General features: G+C 67.5%; 15 protein-coding genes. 7 read left to right on the forward strand and 8 right to left on the reverse strand.

Going from position 1 to position 17,903, the window contains the following annotated elements; all coding sequences use genetic code 11:
• Nucleotides 1–242 precede the first annotated feature (242 nt).
• Together IBJ82_RS25250 and IBJ82_RS25255 are read left to right on the forward strand one after the other, a co-directional pair.
• A complete protein-coding gene (locus IBJ82_RS25250; RefSeq protein ID WP_194828490.1) occupies nucleotides 243–698 on the forward strand; it encodes an RDD family protein in 456 nt (151 codons plus the stop codon).
• A 45-nt stretch (nucleotides 699–743) separates the two neighbouring features.
• On the forward strand, nucleotides 744–1,127 hold the full coding sequence (locus IBJ82_RS25255; RefSeq protein WP_194828491.1) for a YrdB family protein: 384 nt from the start codon (nucleotides 744–746) through the stop codon (nucleotides 1,125–1,127).
• Nucleotides 1,128–1,182: 55 nt separating this feature from the next.
• On the opposite strand, the gene IBJ82_RS25260 is transcribed toward IBJ82_RS25255, so the two are convergent.
• The gene (locus tag IBJ82_RS25260) at nucleotides 1,183–1,926 is read right to left on the reverse strand and encodes a DUF4191 domain-containing protein (protein WP_194828492.1); all 744 of its coding nucleotides are present in this window, start codon (nucleotides 1,924–1,926) and stop codon (nucleotides 1,183–1,185) included.
• A gap of 119 nt (nucleotides 1,927–2,045) precedes the next feature.
• On the opposite strand from IBJ82_RS25260, the gene IBJ82_RS25265 reads away from it, so the two are divergent.
• The 3 genes from IBJ82_RS25265 to IBJ82_RS25275 are packed head-to-tail and all read left to right on the forward strand — an operon-like array spanning nucleotide 2,046 to nucleotide 4,792.
• A complete protein-coding gene (locus tag IBJ82_RS25265; protein ID WP_194828493.1) occupies nucleotides 2,046–3,464 on the forward strand; it encodes a M20/M25/M40 family metallo-hydrolase in 1,419 nt (472 codons plus the stop codon).
• Entirely contained in the window at nucleotides 3,461–4,297 is an 837-nt protein-coding gene (locus IBJ82_RS25270; RefSeq protein ID WP_194828494.1) for an alpha/beta hydrolase, read from the forward strand. Before IBJ82_RS25265 ends, IBJ82_RS25270 begins: the two co-directional genes overlap by 4 nt.
• A 33-nt stretch (nucleotides 4,298–4,330) precedes the next feature.
• Nucleotides 4,331–4,792, forward strand: a complete 462-nt coding sequence (locus IBJ82_RS25275; RefSeq protein ID WP_194828495.1) for a 6,7-dimethyl-8-ribityllumazine synthase — start codon at nucleotides 4,331–4,333, stop codon at nucleotides 4,790–4,792.
• Between the two features lies 1 nt (nucleotide 4,793).
• Here the strand turns inward: IBJ82_RS25275 and IBJ82_RS25280 are convergent, their stop codons facing one another.
• Both IBJ82_RS25280 and IBJ82_RS25285 read right to left on the reverse strand, forming a co-directional pair.
• The gene (locus tag IBJ82_RS25280) at nucleotides 4,794–6,239 is read right to left on the reverse strand and encodes a metallopeptidase (protein WP_194828496.1); all 1,446 of its coding nucleotides are present in this window, start codon (nucleotides 6,237–6,239) and stop codon (nucleotides 4,794–4,796) included.
• A 74-nt stretch (nucleotides 6,240–6,313) separates the two neighbouring features.
• Nucleotides 6,314–7,264: an endonuclease/exonuclease/phosphatase family protein gene (locus IBJ82_RS25285; protein ID WP_194828497.1), complete on the reverse strand. Its 951-nt coding sequence runs from the start codon at nucleotides 7,262–7,264 to the stop codon at nucleotides 6,314–6,316.
• Between the two features lie 61 nt (nucleotides 7,265–7,325).
• On the opposite strand from IBJ82_RS25285, the gene IBJ82_RS25290 reads away from it, so the two are divergent.
• Nucleotides 7,326–7,607 (forward strand): hypothetical protein, encoded by a 282-nt coding sequence (locus IBJ82_RS25290; protein ID WP_194828498.1) that lies wholly within the window; start codon nucleotides 7,326–7,328, stop codon nucleotides 7,605–7,607.
• Here IBJ82_RS25290 and IBJ82_RS25295 read toward each other — a convergent pair.
• Both IBJ82_RS25295 and IBJ82_RS25300 read right to left on the reverse strand, forming a co-directional pair.
• Nucleotides 7,604–10,114 (reverse strand): DUF262 domain-containing protein, encoded by a 2,511-nt coding sequence (locus IBJ82_RS25295; RefSeq protein WP_194828499.1) that lies wholly within the window; start codon nucleotides 10,112–10,114, stop codon nucleotides 7,604–7,606. The two genes, IBJ82_RS25290 and IBJ82_RS25295, sit on opposite strands and share 4 nt — an antisense overlap.
• Before the next feature lie 103 nt (nucleotides 10,115–10,217).
• The gene (locus tag IBJ82_RS25300) at nucleotides 10,218–11,240 is read right to left on the reverse strand and encodes a hypothetical protein (RefSeq protein WP_194828500.1); all 1,023 of its coding nucleotides are present in this window, start codon (nucleotides 11,238–11,240) and stop codon (nucleotides 10,218–10,220) included.
• Between the two features lie 221 nt (nucleotides 11,241–11,461).
• On the opposite strand from IBJ82_RS25300, the gene IBJ82_RS25305 reads away from it, so the two are divergent.
• A complete protein-coding gene (locus IBJ82_RS25305) occupies nucleotides 11,462–11,665 on the forward strand; it encodes a cold-shock protein (protein ID WP_056821080.1) in 204 nt (67 codons plus the stop codon).
• A 58-nt stretch (nucleotides 11,666–11,723) separates the two neighbouring features.
• Here IBJ82_RS25305 and IBJ82_RS25310 read toward each other — a convergent pair whose 3' ends face one another.
• The 3 genes from IBJ82_RS25310 to IBJ82_RS25320 all read right to left on the reverse strand — a co-directional run bounded on the left by IBJ82_RS25310 (nucleotide 11,724) and on the right by IBJ82_RS25320 (nucleotide 17,862).
• Nucleotides 11,724–14,735, reverse strand: a complete 3,012-nt coding sequence (locus tag IBJ82_RS25310) for a bifunctional [glutamine synthetase] adenylyltransferase/[glutamine synthetase]-adenylyl-L-tyrosine phosphorylase (protein ID WP_194828501.1) — start codon at nucleotides 14,733–14,735, stop codon at nucleotides 11,724–11,726.
• A gap of 132 nt (nucleotides 14,736–14,867) precedes the next feature.
• A complete protein-coding gene (gene glnA / locus IBJ82_RS25315; RefSeq protein ID WP_194828502.1) occupies nucleotides 14,868–16,208 on the reverse strand; it encodes a type I glutamate--ammonia ligase in 1,341 nt (446 codons plus the stop codon).
• Nucleotides 16,209–16,329: 121 nt separating this feature from the next.
• Nucleotides 16,330–17,862: an alpha/beta hydrolase gene (locus IBJ82_RS25320; RefSeq protein ID WP_228537671.1), complete on the reverse strand. Its 1,533-nt coding sequence runs from the start codon at nucleotides 17,860–17,862 to the stop codon at nucleotides 16,330–16,332.
• Between the last annotated feature and the right edge of the window lie 41 nt (nucleotides 17,863–17,903).

Raw genomic sequence — 17,903 nt, forward strand, 5'->3', positions numbered from 1 at the left:
CTTTCGAACGACCTGCGCGCAGTCGCTACGAAGGGGTTCGTCGCGACCTGACGCTAAGGACGCGGTGTTTCCCAACAGTCAAGGCTGTGTTTCGCCAGTGTTACGCGGGCCGGATGACTGGTGATGTCCACCATCCGGACGCGACCTTCAGGCTAATCCTGCCATCCACGCGATCACGCGCTCACGTGACCTCCATTAATGCGGTCGTGGGCGACCGATCGCGCGCCTCTATCCTGGGAGCCATGGCGCGTATTACCGGCACATGGCTCTCCGGGTCCCCGGGCGAACCCGGCGACTCGGATATCTCCGGCTACCCCGGTGAGCTGTACGGGTTGCCGCGCGAAGGAGCGGGGTCACTCGCCCCCACCTGGCGCCGAGTCGTCGCGCTGTTCATCGACTGGTTCATCGCGGTCGGGATCGCGGCGGTGATCACCCGCAGTTTCGTGTCGTCGTCGGTGCCGCTGCTGGTGTGGTTCGTGGTCGGCGTGGCCGCGGTGACGCTGTTCGGGTTCACCCCTGGCCAGTACTTCATGAAGCTGCGCGTGCTGCGCATCGACGCACCGGTGGCGGTCGGGTTCGTGCGCGCCCTGGCCAGGCAGGTGCTGCTGGTGTTCATCGTGCCCGCGCTGTTCACCGATGCCGACGGCCGCGGCATGCACGACCGGGCCACCGGGACGGCGCTGGTCAACGCCCGCTGAGCCGTTGGGCCCGCTGATGGCGACACACGGCCATACGATCGGGCCGTGTCACTGAATCCGGCCTTGCTGGCCGTCCGTTTCCTGCTCGAATTGATCGCCATCGCCTCGTTCGGGGTGTTCGGCTGGCGTGCTTTCGACTCCCCATGGCGATATCTGCTCGTCGTTGTGCTGCCGGTCGCCGCGGCGGTGCTGTGGGGAACGTTCGCGGTACCCGATGATCCGAGTCGCAGCGGCGGCGCACCGGTGCCGGTCTCGGGTCCGGTGCGGCTGGGCGTGGAGTTCGCGGTGCTGTTCGGCGGGGCCGCGGCGCTGTGGGGCGCGGCTCTACCGCGGTTGGCGCTGATCTCGGCGGCGGTACTGGTCGGGTATCACCTGCTGGCCTACGACCGGGTTCTGTGGCTGGTGACCGGACGCTCACCCGAGGCCTGAGAACGCCGCGAGCCCGTCACCTTCGCTAGGTGACGGGCTCGTGATCGGAAGTAGGTCAGCGGCGACGGATCGCGCGCTGCATGCCCTTCATTTTCGCGCCGGGGGGCATCGGGCCCTTCGGCATCGCGGGACCACTGCGCGAACTCAGGGCCGAGAGCCTGCCCTCGATCTGGTCGATCCGCTTGACGTCGATGTTGCGCGGCAGCTTGGTGAGGTATTTCTGCAGCTCCTTGAGGGGAGTCTGGCCTTCCTCGTTGCCGACGATCACTTCGTAGATGGGGGTGTCACCGACCAGGCGGGCGGTGCGCTTCTTCTCCTGCTGAATGAGCGATTTGACCCGCTGCGGCGAACCCTCGGCGACGAAGATCACTCCGGGCAGGCCGATGACGCGGTGCACGGCGTCGAGCTGGGTGGTCGCGGCGACGCCGTTGGCGACCCGCCACTTGCCCTGCAAGTTCTCCAGTACCCACGCCGCGGCGCCCGCCTGACCCTCGGCCTTGCGGTACACGTTCTTCTGCACGCGGCGCCCGAACAGGATGAATGCCAGCAGCACACCCAGCAGCAGACCCAGCGGCAGCAGGAACCACTGCATGTCGAAGATCAGGCCGATTCCGAAGAAGACGACCGTGGTGCCGACGAGTGCGCCGATCATCAGCGGCAGCAGCGCCTTGTCTTCCTTGCGCTGCATGTTGAACGCCTGCCACAACTGCTGGCGTCGCTCACGTGATGCCTGCTTACGGGCCGCTTTAGCCGCGGCCCTGGCTTCCTTCGACGGCTTGCCGCCCTTGCCTCCTGCCATGGTGCCAGCTTAGATGGCGCGTCGCCGGACCGTCTGACCGCATCACGCCGCGCCACCATCCCGGCGGTTCGGACGCCTTTGCTGGGCGAAGGGCCTCGCCACGGGCCACAATGACTGAGATGCGCCCGATCACCGAGAACACCGCCATGTCCCCTGTCACCGAGGGCGTCGACGACGAGGTCGCGCAGCGGCTGGCCGTCGCGTTGCAGTGCGCGACGGTGTCGACCGAGGATCCCGCACACACCGCCGACGCGGAGTTCGTCCGCCTGGCCGCCCACCTGGAGACCTCGTTCCCCCGCGTGCACGCCGAGCTGGCTTTGACGAGCTTCGGCCACAGCAGGCTCTACCGCTGGGACGGCGCCGAGCCGGGTGCGGTGTCGGCCATTCTGCTCGCCCACCAGGACGTAGTGCCCGCCGACGACGCGCAACGCTGGACCCATCCCCCGTTCGCCGGTGTCGTCGACGACGAATTCATCTGGGGCCGTGGCGCGATCGACGACAAGAGCCGCGTGCTCGCCGTCCTGGAGGCGGTCGAAGGGGCATTGGCGGCCGGAATTCGCCCGCGCCACACCATGTTCCTCGCCTTCGGTCACGACGAAGAGGTCTTCGGCGACGGCGGCGCGGTCCGGATGGCCGAGCACCTGCGCGAGCAGAACGTGCGCGCGGAGTTGCTGCTCGACGAGGGCGGGGTGATCACCGACGGCGTCGCCGACGGGGTCGACCGGCCGGTGGCCAGCATCATGCTCGGCGAGAAAGGCTATGCGACGGTCCGGCTTTCGGTCACCGAGACCGGCGGTCACTCCTCGATGCCGGGCAAGCAGACCGCGGTGGGACGGCTGGCACGTGCGGTCGCGCGCGTCCAGGATCATCCGATGCCGCTACGGCTGACGCCGGTGATCAGCGACATGCTCGCCCGCATGCGCGAAGCACTGCCCGAACCACGACGCAGACTGCTCGAACTCACCGACACGCGCGGACTGGCCAAACTGACCGGACCGCTCGTCGCCAGGATCATGGCGGCGGGCCCGACCACCGAGGCTCTCGTCCGCACCACCACCGCGCCCACGGTGATCAGCGGCGGCGTGAAGGCCAATGTGCTCCCGCAGAGCGCCGAGGCGCTGGTGAATTTCCGTATCCTGCCCGGTGATTCGGTGGCGGCGGTGCTGGCGCACTGCACCCGGGTGATCCGCGATATCGGCGTGGCGATCGACCTCGTCGGACCGGCGTCGGAGCCCTCCCGGTTCAACGAGCCTGGCCCGGCTTACGACCTGGTCGCCGAACTGGCCTCGAGCGTGGTGCCCGGAATCGTGACCACCACCGGAATCGTGCCCGGCGCCACCGATTCACGCCACTACGACGGCTTGGCCGCGACCCGCTGCAACTTCGCGCCGATCGTCGTGAACGCGGCGGATCTGGAACGGATCCACGGAACCGACGAGCGGATCTCGCGGCTCAACTACGCTCGGCTGATCGAGTTCAACCGGCGTCTCATCGAGCGGCTCGCCGCGGCGCCCGAAGCAGGAGGAGCGCCACGATGACGACCGACACCGGCGAGTTCGCGGGGCACGGCGGCAAGATCGCCTGGCGCGCATGGCAACCCGAGACGGCACCGCGCGCGGTGGTGGTGCTGGTACACGGCGTCGCCGAACACTCGGGCCGCTACGAATACGTCAGCACCACGCTGGCCGACGCGGGTTTCGCGGTCTACGCGCTCGACCACATCGGGCACGGCCTGTCCGAGGGTTCGGCGGCCAATATCGGTTCGATGCAGGGCGCCGCCGACAATGTCGCGACTCTGCTCGGTCTCGCGGGCGCCGCCCATCCCGGTATCCCCCGGTTCCTGCTGGGGCATTCGATGGGCAGCCTGGTAGTGCTGCACCTGGCGACTCGCGGGCCGCTCGACGTGGCGGGCGTCATCGTGTCCGCGCCGCCCCTGGATATCCCGCTCGGCAATCCGATCCAGCGCCTGGCCGCTCCGCTGCTCACCCGGCTCGCGCCGAATCTCGGTGTGCTGACCCTGGATTCGTCCACGATCAGCCGCGATCCCGCAGTGGTTCGCGCCTACGACGACGACCCGCTGGTCTTCCGCGGCAAGCTGCCCGCGCGCACCGCGGTGGAGATCCTGCAACACACCGCGCTGGTGAAACAGCGCCTCGGCGCGCTCACCGCGCCGCTGCTGGTGCTGCACGGCACCGCCGACGCGATCGCGTCACCGTCGAGCGCCGATCTCCTCGAACGTGACGCGGGCTCGACCGACATGACAGTGCTGCGCTACCCCGGGCTCTACCACGAGGTGTTCAACGAACCCGAGCGTGAACAGGTGCTCGGCGATGTCACCGACTGGCTGTCAACTCATGTTACCGGTCAGTAAGTTTCCGCGCGGGTGACCTAGTAGACTCTGCTCATGACCACGTCTTCCGGCGCCGTTGCCTTCATCCGCGCGAGCTGGCACAGCTCCATCGTCAACAAGGCGCACGAGGGCTTCCTCGCCGAATACACAGGCTTCGGGTTCGATCCCGAGGTCGTCGAGGTGTTCGACGTCCCCGGAGCCTTCGAGATCCCCCTGCATGCCCAGCGCCTGGCCCGCACCGGCCGCTACGACGCGATCGTCGCCGCGGCCCTGGTCGTCGACGGTGGCATCTACCGCCACGACTTCGTCGCCTCCGCGGTGATCGACGGCCTGATGCGCGTGCAGCTCGACACCGATGTGCCGGTGTTCTCGGTGGTGCTCACCCCGCACCACTTCCACGAGCACAGCGAGCACGTGGACTACTACACCAATCACTTCGTCACAAAGGGAGCCGAGGCTGCCCGCGCGGTGGCGAACACCCTCAGCTCCCTGCGTTCACTGCCCGCTTCGCGCTGAGCTACTTGAACTGGTTGAAGCAGGCCTGTTCGCCGCTGAGGACGCCGGTGCGGAACGCCTCCAGGCGCTGATATCCGCTCGGCACCACCTTGCCGTTGACGTCGGAGGCCGCGAGGCCGTCGGCGAGCAGGCCCGAGACCGCCTCGTCGAGGTCACCGGCCGACAGGCGCGGATCACTGCTCGGCTCACTGAGTTTCGTGGTCAGCACGCCCGTCAGGCACGCGGTGCGCAGGCCCGCGGAATCGGCACCCGACAGTGACAGCTTGCGATCCTGCTGCACCGCGAGGGCATAGCGGGACACGAACACCGCCGCCGCGTTGTAGTCGCCGGTGACGACCGCCGACAGCGGCTCTTCCTTGGTGCTGGAGCCCTCTCCCGCACGCTTGGCCATGGCCGGAATGTCGGTGCCGATGGTGTTCGAACCCGGGCAGTAGGAGACCGGCTCGGTGGTGGTCGTCGAGGAGCAGTTGCGGGTGACGCCGGCGTAGTCGAACTTCGGCGCGTTCTTCACCGGCATCGACTTGCCCAGCTGGGCGGCCAAGGTGGTCAACGTCTCCTTGTTCACCGGAAGCTGCTCGTCGCGTTCATCGCCTTCGAAGGTGACGGGCAGACCGGCGCGACGCTTCTCGATCTCGTCCTCGTTGATGTCTTTGCAGGACTTGGCGCCCTGGGTGTAACCCATTTGCACCGCGGTGACCCGCTCGAATGCCGAACCGTGGACGGCGTCGGGGTCATTGGGGTCGCGGTCGCGCACGGCGACGGTGGCGCCGAGCACGCCATTGAGGCCGTCGGTGGTGTTGAGCGTGAAATGCTTCGAATTGCCTTCTGCCACATGGCGAAGGAACACACCGGCCAGGCAGTCGGCCTGCTGCTCCTTGACCAGCGCGTCGGTGAGGAACCCGCGCAGCAGGTCGGCCTGGGACTGGATGGCGTGCCCGTATTCGTGGGCGAGCACCATCACCACCGACATCTCCTTGTACTTGTCGACCAGCAGTGGCAGCAGGACGGTGCGGTCCCAGCCGATGGTGTGGTCGAGCGGGCAGTAGGCGGCGTTGACCAGCTTGTAGGTGCTGCTCTTGCAGAACTGCACCGACTCCGACTCCGGCGCTTTCGCCGACCACGAGATGTACTTCGAGGCGGGCTTGAAGTTGCCCCGGAAAGTCTTGGAATACTCGGTCTGCCAGTACTCTTCGATGTCGGCGACGGCGTTGAGAGCGAGCTTGTCGATCTTGCCGTTGTCGCCGTTGTCGGCCTTCTTGTCCGTGTCGGGCACACCGGGACGCGACCCGCTGGGGCCGGTGGACGACGCCGCACCCGCCACCTCCCACGGGTTGTCCATGATCGGCTGCGCCTGGTCGCTCGCGACTGTTGTCGCGCCGCAACCGGATACGAGCATGCCGATGCTCACCAAAGCTGCCATGGTCGCGCCGAACCGATGTCTTCTCATGCGCTGTCCTCCCCGGAAAAGACGCGGACGCCTTGCGGTCCGCGATCGAGCGATCACATGCTAAACGACCACTGTCACAAGTCCATTCGGATCGTCGCCAGCACCGCGCGATGGTCGGAGCCGGGGATGGTGAGCGTGCGGATCTGTTCTGCCACCCCACCTGCGACGAGGATGTGATCGATCCCGATCACCGGACCCCAGCGGCGATCCGCCGGGTAGGTGAGCAGGACGCCGTCGCCGGTCTGGTCGGCGGCCGAGGCGAACGCGCCGTCGAGCAGCGCTCGGTAGGCCGAATGATCTTGTGTCGCATTGAAATCCGCGCCGACGATCGCGGGCGCGCTGGTCGCCGCGAGGATTTCGTCGACCTTGCGCATCTCCGCCGACCAGGCGCCGAAGTCGATGTTCGGCGGGATCGGATGGAAGGCGAACACGGGCATCGGGCCACGCTGCGGGTGTTCCATGATCGCGGAGATATTGCTCATGATGAAACCGTCGTATTTCTTGGTGTCGCGCAACGGGTATCGGCTGTAGATACCGGTACCGCCACCGCCCGACTGAGCCGGTTCCAGGTAGAAGTAGGGCAGCCGCTCTTCGAGTCCGGCCCCGCGCAGACCCGTGATCGAGTCGATGGTCAATTCCTCGACGGTGAGTACGTCGACGTTGTTGTCACGCACCGCACCGACCACGGCGTCCGGGTCGGCCTTGCCGAAGAGGATATTCGACTGCATCACCACCAGCTCCGGCCCTTGCGCCGCCCTGGCCTCCGGAATGTAGGACGGCACCACCAACCACGCTGCGCCGGCGAGCACCAGGACCGCGGCCCCCGAGCTGCGCCATCCCCGCGCGAGAAGCATCAGCACCAGCCCCACGACCGCACCGAGCATCAACCACATCGCCCCCGACGCCAACAACACCATCGACTTCTGACGCCAGTCCACGACGTGCAACACGATCCCGACCACCGCCGCGACCACCGCGCCCCACCCCAGGACGAGCAACGCTCGTTCCACCCATTTACGCATCATGGCGCCACCCTAAGCGGGCCCACTTGTCACTCCCTTGTGAGCGTCTTGAAGAGTGGAGGTCGTGTACATCGAAGAATTCGCCGCCGCGGGACCGCTCACCGAGCAGGCGGTCGAGGCGCTGATGACCGTCGCGAACAGATACACCTCGGCGATCACCCTGACCGTCGGCGAGCGCACCGTACAGCTACCGGTGCTGCCGGTGTGCTGGGACGAGCTGCCCGTGCGCGCGGGCACCTCGATCACCGTCGAAGCCGATCGCGGTTACCGGCCCGCCGACCTCGAAGATCGCACCGCGCTGACCGACTTCGTCTCGACCTTCCAGCGCGCGACCGGGCAACCCTAGAGCGGCAGTCCTGCCTCGATCCAGTTGTAGGCCTGGATCTTTCGGGACTCGGGGTCGTTGACCACCTGGTTGATCAGGTCGTTGATCTGGTCGTTGGACAGGGGGTAGCCGTAGTGTTCGGCCGCGCCCGCCGACGCCCACAGGGACGCGAAGAGTCCGGGACCGCCGAGGATATGGGCCAGGGCGGTGGCGACCTCCTCGACGGTCTCGATGACGCCGTGCACGAGGGCGATCGCGATGTCTTCGTCGCCGGGCGGCATGCCGGGGGCCAGCGCACCGGATTCGACGGCTCGCTGGGCCAGCCAGGCGCGCGGGACCAGGGGGCTCGGGCCGATGGCGTCGCCGAGGTAGTAGCGCCATTCGCCCGGGTTGCCCTGGTCGAAGGCGTGGATGTAGAAGGTGCGGGTGAGCGCCCACAGCGCGATGTAGCGCAGGGCGAGCTGTTCGGTGCCGAGCAGCGAATCGGGGCTGTCGGCGCGGTCGTGCTCCAGCTGATTCCAGGCGAAACGGAACCAGACCTGTTCGGAGTTGCCGACCCAGGTGGCGGGCAGACGGTCTGCCAGTACGGCCAGGTCGCCTACCGGGCCGTCGACGGAGGTATCACCGGAGGCCTCCACGCGCAGGTTGTCGACGTACCCGCGCAGGGCGTCGACGGAGGTGAACACCGCGTATCCCAGCTGCGCGAAGCGGGTGAGGTCGGCATTGGACGGTTCGAGCACGAGCACCACCGGCATGCCGACACCCGGCTGCAGACCCTCGGGCCAAAAGGCTTCGGCGACAGCGAGTTCGCGCCCGGTGACCGGGTCGGAGACCTCGCTGTCGAGCAGCGGGAAGCCGAAGCCGTCGGCGATGAGGTCGTCGACGAGCGCGTTGACCTGGTCCACCGCGGGATCGCCGACGGTCACCCCGGCGACACCCACCGTCAGCAGGGTCGGGCGGTGTAGCTTGCCGGTGCGCAGCTTTTCGAGGAAGGCATCGGCCGAGGAGGAGAGCAGTTTGCGGCGTGCGCGCAGGAACTCGCGATAGTTCTCCACCCGCCACAGCGACGGGTCGGTCGGAATCCACTGCGAGGCGAGCGCACCCGGGTTGCGGCGCTCCACCTCGGCGAAGTAGTCGGCGGGCTCGCGCTCGCCGAACTCGGCCTCGGACCCGGGGCTGAGAAAGCAGAAGTTGGCGATCGCGTTGATCTCGTTGCGTTCGTAACCGGCATCGCGCAGCAGCGTTTTCGGAAACAGGTAGTGCACCTGCACGGGCGTGCGACCGAACTGCTCGATGCCGAGTTCCGAACCGCTGCCGAGATCGCGCGAACCGTCGACGCGGGTCAGCATGTACAGCAGCGGATAGAACCGGGAACCGCGGGTGGCGCCGGCGAAATCGTCGGCGCACAGGTCGAGCGAGCCGCCGCGCAGCCGTTCCAGCGAGCCGATCAGCGCGTCGATGCCGCCGCGCTCGAGCGTGTCGTAGTCCTGCTGCAGGAAGGTCTCGGTGGAGCCGCTGAACCGGCCCCACAGCGCCGAGTGCACGTACCAGTACAGCACCCGGTCGCGGTGCAGATCGTTGTCGAAACGGCCGCCGTTGAGAAACAGCAGCCGGGTGATCACCGGAATCGCGTAGCGCCCCATCAGGACTCGGTCGTGATCGAGTCCGAGCCTGCCCGCCACGGTGTCGAGGAAGGTGTCGACCTGCTCGGTGGTGTCCACCAGCGCCTGTTCGAATTCCGCGGGCGCGAGATCACCGAGCGCGTCGAAGTGCGCGCGCCCGTTGCCGACCGCGATCACATTGCGCAGCAACCAGTCCAGGGTGAAGGTGTAGCCGTCTTTGTCCCAGCGGATCAGGTGGTCGCGCAGGTTGCCCCTGGCCTGCGGCCACTGCGCGCACAGCGTGGCCAGCGCCAGGTCGCCCTTGGACAGCTTGGTGCCGCCGGAGTTGACCCGGTTGAAGATGTCGACCACCTCGTCGACCGTGCGATCCGATCCGGTGATGGTCTCGACATTGAACTCGCGGTTGGCGACCTCGCGAACCTTGTTCAGCCGATCGAGATAGAGGGCAAGGGTTTCCGGCGACTCGTCAGGGAACCTGGACAGGTAGTGCATCGGACCCTGGGCGAACAGTTCGGTGATGTCGATCCAGGCCGGCGCGGTATCGCGACCGGGCACCTGGAATTCGAACAGCTCACGCTCGACATCGAAATGCAGACCGGTGAACGCGATCTCGTCGCCTTCGAAGAACGACGGCGCTGTCCCGCGCATGATCCCGTAGAGGGTGGTGATGCGCTGCTGTCCGTCGAGTAGCAACTGGCGCAGCCCCGAGCCGGTCGTCGACCCGCGCACCGCGATCTCGTCGGACCCGGTCTCCCACACCAGCAAACCACCGACCGGATACCCCAGGTACAGCGACCGCATGAGTCCACGCACCTGGTCGCGGTTCCACACGTAGCCACGCTGGAATTCGGGCAGCAGCACAGCACCGGAGTCGATCTGGTCGAGCAGGGAGGACAGACGTGTCACGGCAGCCTTTCGATCGAGATCCGGTGGCAGACAAGCGCCCCATCGTTGCACGAATCGTACCGACACATCCCGACATGCCAGCGGCCGAACGGAAGTGGTGCGGTCACTCCATCCCGGACACAGCGGCCCGGAAGGCGTCGGAGGCGTAGAACGGAGCCAGCCTGCGGCGCAGCACGGTGTCGAGATAGCCACGCTCGTCGAGTGTTTCCAGGACCGGCGGGCCGAAACGCAGCGCCTCTTCGAGCATCTCCGCGCGTCCTACGCCCAGCTCAGCCAGCAATTCGGCAAGGGGGGTGTCGCCGTATTTGTCGAAGACGTGGTCGACGCCCTCGTCGAGCAGGGCGCGGAAGTAGTCGGTATCGCGGAACGTGCGCCAGAATTCGAAGACGAGCACGACGATGTCTTCGACATCGGTGGCCGAGACCAGATCACGGAACGAACCGACCGCGTCGCCGGTGTGTTTGCGCCAGGTCTCGCGGGCGCTGTCGAGCAGCACCTCGTCGACGTCACTGCTGTTGCCGCGCAACACGAATCGCGCGCCGGTGCGGGTGAGCCTGCCGACGCCGCTCTCGATCGCGGGCATCGCGGGTTCGGCCAACCGCGACAGCGCGCCGCGCAACGATCGGACCAGCCCTCCCCCTTCGGGGTGCAAACCGTCGTCGACCGCGGTGACCACCGCGCGCTGGACCGCCTCGACACACGCGTCGACGGTCACCGGACTGTCGAGCACCAGCCGCACCAGGCGGTGGGTGAGGTCCAGGTCGGCGACGGCGTCGACCAGCTCGTCGAAGCGGCGGTTGTCGACGAGCTCGCCGACTTCGATCTCGTCGTTGGCGCGATGGTTGTACAAGCGCGTCGCGATCTCGCCGACGAGTTCGGGAATCGCCCCCTCCACCGGAACCTGCACGGCGAACTTGTGCGCGACCGCCTTGATCTGCTCGCGGGTGACCGCCTCGGCCAGCGTCAGCTCCGAGGCCTCGTCGAGCGCACCGTCGATCTCCTCGGTGACGAACTCGAGGAACCCGGCGGGCTCACGCAGCTGCTGCTTGGTGAACGCCACCTGCGCGTCGAGGACTCGCATGGCCAGGTCGACATGGCCACCGCGCCCCTCGTTCGTCTCACCCATACCGCCCAGATTGGCACAGTCCGCGACGCGATGGGAAAAGGGCACTCACATTGGTTGCCGACCTGCGCGACACGCCGGTTTTTCACCGCAAACTCCGCCCAAATTGCGTTGCGAGAAAGTGCTATGCGCGGTTTGCTGGCGAGTATGGCATACTGGGTTGCTGAGACTGGGCTGATCGCAAGTGATCGCCATGGCTCACCTACGGAAAAGACTTTTAAAACATGACTCAAGGCACCGTCAAGTGGTTCAACGGCGAAAAGGGCTTCGGCTTCATCGCCCAAGACGGAGGCGGCCCCGACGTCTTCGTTCACTACTCGGCTATCGGCGGCTCGGGCTTCAAGTCCCTCGAAGAGGGACAGCGCGTAGAGTTCGAGGTCGGCCAGGGCCAGAAGGGCCCGCAGGCCCAGGACGTCCGCGCCATCTGATTTCGGCGTGAACTGAAAAAGCCCCGCACCACTGGTGCGGGGCTTTTTCATGTCCGGACTATCCCCCGAACACGCGCTCGACGACCGCCTTCGCGCGCCGGGTGATGCGCATGTAGGTGTCGAGGAATTCGCTGCCGTCGTCGTTGGGCCAGCCCGCTACCCGGGCGACCGCCGAGAGCAGTTTGCCGGGACCGGGCAGCTGGTCGGTCGGTTTGCCCTTGACCAGGACCAGGGCGTTGCGAGCGGCGGTCGCGGTGATCCAGGATTCACGCAGCAACGCGACGTCCTCGGAATCGAGGATGCCTTCGGCCTCGATCACGTCGAGCGACTGCAGGGTCGAGGTGTTGTGCAGCGCGGGGACCTCGTGCGCGTGGCGCAGCTGTAGCAGCTGGACGGTCCATTCGATGTCGGCCAGACCGCCGCGACCCAGTTTGGTGTGGGTGGACGGATTGGCGCCGCGCGGAAGGCGTTCGGCGTCGACGCGGGCCTTGATGCGGCGGATCTCGCGCGCCGATTCCTCCGACACCCCACCGATCGGGTAGCGGATCGGGTCGATCACGTGCAGGAAGCGCACGCCCAGATCCTGATCGCCCGCCACCTGGTGGGCGCGCAGCAGCGCCTGTACCTCCCACGGCTGAGCCCATTGCGCGTAGTAGGCCTGATAAGCGGCCAGCGTGCGAACCAGGGGCCCGTTGCGGCCCTCGGGGCGCAAGCCCGCGTCCACCTGCAACGGCGGGTCGACACTCGGTGCGCCGAGCAGCCGCTGGACCTGCTCGGCGATCCCGTTGGCCCACTTCACGGCGGTGGCCTCGTCCTCGCCGGGGCGCGGATCACAAACGAACAGCACATCGGCGTCGGAGCCGTAGCCCAGTTCCATGCCGCCGAGCCTGCCCATGCCGATCACCGCGAAGTCGGCGGGCGCGGGCCCACCACGTTCGGCCTCCGAGGCGCGAATGACCGCGCTCAGCGCTGCCTCGAGGACCGCGACCCAGACCGACGACAGCGCCGCGCACACCTGCGGGACGTCGAGCATGCCGAGTACGTCGGCCGAGGCGACCCGGGCGAGTTCGTGGCGACGCAGTGAACGTGCTGCCGCGACAGCGCGTTTCGGGTCGTCATAGCGAGCGGCCGCGGTCTGCATGCCGCGCGCGACGTCTTCGGGGTTGGTGCTGAGCAGCTGCGAACCACCGGGCCCGTCGGCGTACATGCGGATGGTGTCGGGCGCGTTGATCAGCAGGTCGGGCAGGTACTCCGAGGAGCCGAGCACGATCATCAGGCGCTGGGCGACGGCGCCTTCGTCACGCAGTTCGCGCAGGAACCAGATCTGGTCGTCGAGACCCTCGGAGACCCTGCGGTACGCGAGCAAGCCCGCGTCGGGATTCGGTGTGTCACCGAGCCATTCGAGCAGGGTCGGCAGCAGCAGTGCTTGGATACGACCTTTGCGCGAGACGCCGCCGGTGAGGGCTTTGAGGTGGCCGAGCGCGTTGGCCGGTGCACCGTAGCCGAGGGCGGCGAGCTGGCGGACGGCGGCATCGGGGCTCAGGCGCAGGGCGTCGGAGTCCATCCGGGCGACCGCGTCCAGCAGCGGGCGGTAGAACAGTTTGGCGTGCAGGCGGCGCACCCGAACGGCATTGCGGCGGATCTCGGTGTCGAGCACACCGACCGCGTCCAGGCGGCCGTCGGGGCGGATGTGGGCGGCGCGGGCGAGCCAGCGCATGCCCTCCTCGTCGTCGGCGGCGGGCAGGGTGTGGGTGCGCTTGAGCCGCTGCAGTTGCAGGCGGTGTTCGAGCAGACGCAGGAATTCGTACGAGGCCGTGAGGTTGGCGGCGTCCTCGCGGCCGACGTAGCCGCGCGCGGCGAGAGCGGCCAGCGCCTCGACGGTGTTGGTGACATGCAAAGCGTCGTCGACCCGGCCGTGCACCAATTGCAGTAGCTGCACGGCGAATTCGACATCGCGCAGGCTGCCCGCACCGAGCTTGAGCTCGCGCTCGCGCATGTCGGCGGGGACCAGGTCCTCCACGCGGCGACGCATCGCCTGGACGTCGGCGACGAAGTCGGGGCGTTCGGAGGCGGTCCACACCATCGGCATCAGGGTGTCGCGGTACTGGTGGCCGAGTTCCATGTCGCCGGTCATCGGCCGGTTCTTCAGCAGCGCCTGGAACTCCCAGGTGCGCGCCCACCGCTTGTAGTAGGCGAGGTGGGAATCGAGGGTGCGCACCAGGGCGCCCGCTTTGCCCTCGGGACGCAGGGCGGCGTCGACCTCGAAAAAGGCCGAGCCGGCCACGCTCATCATCTCGGCGGCGAGCCGGGTCGCGGTGGCGTCGGCCGGTTCGGCGACGAACACCACGTCGACATCGCTGACGTAATTCAGTTCTCGCGCACCGCATTTGCCCATCGCGATCACCGCGAGCCGGACCGACAGCTCGCCGTTCTTACACACCCGCGCGACCGCGACGGACAGGGCGGCGGTGAGTGCGGCGTCGGCCAGATCCGACAGGTGCTTGCCGACCACCAGGTACGGCGGGACCGGCTCGTTCTCGACGGTGGAGGCGAGGTCGACGGCGGCCAGCAGCATCAGCTGATCGCGATACCTGCTGCGCAACAACGCCACCGCCTCGGGACCGGCGATGCCGGCGCGGAACAGCATCGGTCCCGCGTTCGGTCCGGTCTCCGGGGTCGCGTCGACAGCATCGAGCAGATCGGCGATCAGCTCGTCCCGAGTGGGAAGCTCGTTCTCGCGCAGCACTTTCCACGCGGCCGGGACAGCGACCAGGTGGTCGCCGAACGCCGTCGACGACCCGAGCAAACCGAACAGCCTGCCGCGCAACGTGGTATCGGAACGGATCGCCGAATCCAGTTCGGGCCATTCATCTTCGAGAGATTCGCGAAGACGCACGAGCGTGCACAGAGCCAGATCGGCATCGGGCGAACGCGACAGTGCCCAGAGCACGGACACCCCGTCGATGTTGTCCCAGCCGAGCTGGCGCAGTGAAGCCGCCGCCGTCGGTTCGAGTAAACCGAGCCGGCCGACGCCGGGTACAGCGGAGCGGGCAGTCGGTGGCCGGACCATAGCTGTAACTCTAGCGGCTGGCGCCGCCGGGTTTTCGGCCTGGGAACCTTGATCTTCCCTCCCTACGGGCACTCCTTCGTCGCACCCTTCGGTCAGTCCAGATCAAGGCGGCCGAAAACCACCATGGACCGCTTAGAGACTCAGGTATTCCTTCAGCTCCCAGGGGGTGACCTGCGAGCGGTAGGCGGCCCATTCGCGGCGCTTGTTGCGCAGGAAGAAGTCGAAGACGTGTTCGCCGAGAGTCTCGGCGACCAGTTCCGAGCGCTCCATCGCCTGCAGCGCCTCGTCGAGGGTGCCGGGCAGGGTGCGGAAGCCCATCGCGCGACGCTCCGCGTCGGTCAGCGACCAGACGTCGTCTTCGGCCTCGGGGGGCAGGGTGTAGCCCTTTTCGATGCCGCGCAGACCGGCGGCCAGCAGCACCGCGAAGGTCAGGTACGGGTTGCAGGCCGAATCCGGGCTACGGATCTCGACGCGACGCGAGGACGACTTGTTCGGGGTGTACATCGGCACACGCACCAGCGCCGACCGGTTGGACCGGCCCCAGGAAGCCGCGGTGGGTGCTTCACCGCCGTGGATCAGGCGCTTGTAGGAGTTGACCCACTGGTTGGTGATCGCGCTGATCTCGGGGGCGTGCTCGAGGATGCCCGCGATGAACGAGCGCGCGGTGCCCGAGAGGTTGTTCGGGTCGTCGGGATCGGCGAAGGCGTTGTTCTCGCCCTCGAACAAGCTCATGTGGGTGTGCATGGCCGAGCCGGGGTACTGGGAGAACGGCTTGGGCATGAACGTCGCGCGCACACCCTCGTCGATCGCCACCTCTTTGATCAGGTAGCGGAAGGTCATCACGTTGTCGGCCATCGAGAGCGCGTCGGCGTAGCGAAGGTCGATCTCCTGCTGACCGGGAGCGCCCTCGTGGTGGCTGAACTCGACCGAGATGCCCATCGATTCCAGCGAGTCGATGGCGTGGCGGCGGAAGTTCGGCGCCGCATCGTGCACGGCCTGGTCGAAGAAGCCGCCGTTGTCGGCCGGGGTCGGCTCGTAGCCGTCCTTGAGCTGGTCCTTCAGCAGGAAGAACTCGATTTCGGGGTGCACGTAGCAGCTGAAGCCCGCGTCGGCGGCCTTGTTCAGCTGACGGCGCAGCACGTGGCGCGGGTCGGCCCAGGACGGCGAACCGTCGGGCATGGCGATGTCGCAGAACATCCGGGCCGAGTGCTGGTGGCCCTTGGAACTGGCCCATGGCAGCACCTGGAAGGTCGACGGATCGGGCCGCGCGACCATGTCCGCCTCGGACACGCGCGCGAAGCCTTCGATGGCCGAGCCGTCGAAGCCGATGCCCTCCTCGAAGGCGCCTTCGAGCTCGGCGGGGGCGATGGCGACGGACTTGAGGTAGCCCAGCACATCGGTGAACCAGAGACGGACGAAGCGGATATCCCGCTCTTCGAGCGTCCGCAGCACGAATTCCTTCTGGCGATCCATACCGGCGAGCGTAAGCACCCGGCGTTAAATCCGTGTTACATACGCAGACGGGTTTGCGATCGCGTCACATCATTCGCACATCTCACCGGTCACGACGGGGCGCGGTGAGCAAATCTGGCTCTCAGCATGTGAGACCCGGAGCGGGCGTGGCGAGATCGACGAGGTAGTTGATCACCGCGTCGTCGAGGCACCGATCACCCGCGACGAGAGCCGCGGTGTGTCGATTGCCACGGAAGGTGATCAGGTCGGCGCCCAGCTGTGCGGCCAGGTCGACACCGGCTTGATACGGGGTGGCCGGGTCGTCGGTGGTGGACACCACGACGGTGGGCGGCAGTCCGGGGGCCGAGACCCGATGCGGGGTGCTGGTGTTGGGCACCGGCCAGGCGGCGCACAGTTCCAGCGGGGCGGCGCCGGTGCCTCTGCCGTCGTCGAGGAACGGGGCGGCATTGCGGTATTCGGAGTCCTGACGGCCGGTCACCGCGGGATCGGTGATGCGGGGATCGTCGACGCAGCGGATCGCGTTGAACGCGTCCTGGGTGTTGGCGTAGGTGCCGTCTTGGCGGCGTCCGTCGTACATGTCGGCCAGTTGCAACAGGGTGTCGCCGTTTCCGCCGCGCAGTTCGGACAGCCCCTGGGTGAGGATCTCCCACAGTTCGTCGCTGTAGAGGGCCTGTTGGACGCCGGTGATCGCGTCGTTGTAGCTGAGGCCGCGCGGGTCGGTGGTCGACGCCGGGGTCTGTTCGAGTGGGCCGACCAGCTCGCGGAAGCGGGCCACCGCCTGGGCGGGGTCGGTGCCGAGGGGGCAGTCGGCGTTCTTCGCGCAGTCGGTGGCGTAGGCGGTGAACACGCCTTGGAAGCCCGCCGCTTGGCGCAGCGATTCCTGGACCGGGTCCTGTGAGGAGTCGACGGCGCCGTCCAGGACGAGGGCGCGCACGTTCTGTGGGAACTTCTCCGCGTAGGCGGAGCCGAGGCGGGTGCCGTAGGAGTAGCCGAGATAGCTCAGCTTCGCGTCACCGAGGACCGCCCGCATCACATCCATGTCCTGGATCACCTCGCGGGTGCCGACATGACCGAGCAGGTCGACACCCGAGCGCTGGGCGCACCGGTCGGCGTATTCGCGGTTGTCGGCCTCGGCGTCGGCGATGCCCGCCGGGGTGTTGTCGGTGGGCCGCTCGGCGCGTTCGGCATCGGCCTGCTGCGGGGTCAGGCAGACGATCGCGGGCAGCGACGAGCCGACACCGCGCGGATCGAACCCGACCCGATCGAACTTCTCCGCCAGTTCGGTGCGGTTGCCGACGCCGACCATCGAGAGACCGGAGACGCCGGGACCGCCCGGGTTCATCAGCAGCGAGCCGACCTTCTTGCCGGTGGCCGGGATCCGCGAGAGCGCGATCTGGGCGGTAGGACCGTCCGGGCGCGCGTAATCGATCGGCACGGTGATCCGCGCGCACTCGGTTTTGGGCGGCAGCCGGTCCTCCGGGCTGCCGTAGTCCTCACACGAGCCCCAGCCGATCTGCTGGTCGTAGAAGGTGTTCAGACCCGATGGTGGCGGCGGCAGCTCAGCGCGCGGTGTGCTGTCCTCGCCGGTGCCGCATCCGGTGACGATCAACGCAGAGACAGCGCCGAGGAGCACGACGAGCCGAACTGACTGCAAGGTGGGCCCACCTTTCCGCGCCCTGCGGCGCACACGATGCG

It is taken from the genome of Nocardia sp. XZ_19_231, assembly GCF_015355705.1.
Lineage (GTDB): Bacteria > Actinomycetota > Actinomycetes > Mycobacteriales > Mycobacteriaceae > Nocardia > Nocardia salmonicida.